Source organism: Clostridioides mangenotii TR (assembly GCF_000498755.1).
Classification (GTDB): domain Bacteria; phylum Bacillota; class Clostridia; order Peptostreptococcales; family Peptostreptococcaceae; genus Metaclostridioides; species Metaclostridioides mangenotii_A.
Window position 1 is genome coordinate 1 of record NZ_AXUS01000082.1, and the last position, 1,006, is coordinate 1,006.

At 33.8% G+C, this 1,006-nt stretch carries 1 protein-coding gene; it reads left to right on the plus strand.

Going from position 1 to position 1,006, the window contains the following annotated elements:
- Positions 1–323 precede the first annotated feature (323 nt).
- A complete protein-coding gene (locus tag T473_RS17520) occupies positions 324–869 on the plus strand; it encodes a hypothetical protein (RefSeq protein ID WP_024622627.1) in 546 nt (181 codons plus the stop codon).
- Positions 870–1,006: the final 137 nt, after the last annotated feature.

Sequence of the window (1,006 nt, forward strand, 5' to 3'; positions counted from 1 at the left end):
TTACAGGTACTGGGTTGGAGTTTCAATGGAAAGATACTCAACTAGGAGTAAGAATTGAAGGTCAATTAGATTATACATATGTTGATTTAAAGGAGAAAAGGCGACCAAGGAATACAAGGTATCSAAGGTGAGAAGGGTGATCAAGGAATACAAGGGATACAAGGAAATCAAGGTATCCAAGGTAACCAAGGAGATCCAGGGGATAAGGGGATAAAGGAGATCCAGGAWTACAGGGCATACAAGGTGAAAAAGGTGACACTGGAGAAAAAGGTGATACCGGGAATGGCTTAATTGTCTTAGGGTCTGTAAACTCAGAAGTAGAATTGCCAGATACTCCAGATGTAGGAGATGCGTATCTTGTAGGTGTTAACCTTTACATATATTTAAAAGATGGATGGAAGAACTGTGGCGAGTTAGCTGGGCTAGACGGAAAATCAGCTTATGATATAGCAAAGGACAATGGATTTACAGGGACAGAACTAGAGTGGATAGCATCTTTAAAAGGTAGAGATGGTACATTTAAAGATATCTTAGATGACGCATATGTAGGGAATGATAAGACTTGGTCTAGCAATAAGATTAAAGATCAGATTGATACTTGTATAGAGTTGATACCTACTAATTCTGCATTTGATAAATTAATATTAGAAGGTGATTGGACTCAAGATAATGATGGAAATTATATTTTTGAAATAAATCATGAGTTAAATTCAGAAAGAGTATTTATATGTGCCATAGATAATAAATCTAGAGATGGAGTATATGGTGTATATAACATAGTTGATAAACATAAAATATTAGTGAAATTAGCATCTCCTATGGAAATATCTGTGACTATAGTAAATGGCGAAAAAGAATTTATTTATTAGATAAAAACTCGAAAATAAATGACTTGACCATTTCAACAGGAGCGACTTGGTCTAGTAAAAAAATATATGAAAAAGAATTAAGAAATAAAAAGAACTACTAAGCTGAAACAATAAAATAAGTTGAAGATCAAACAGAA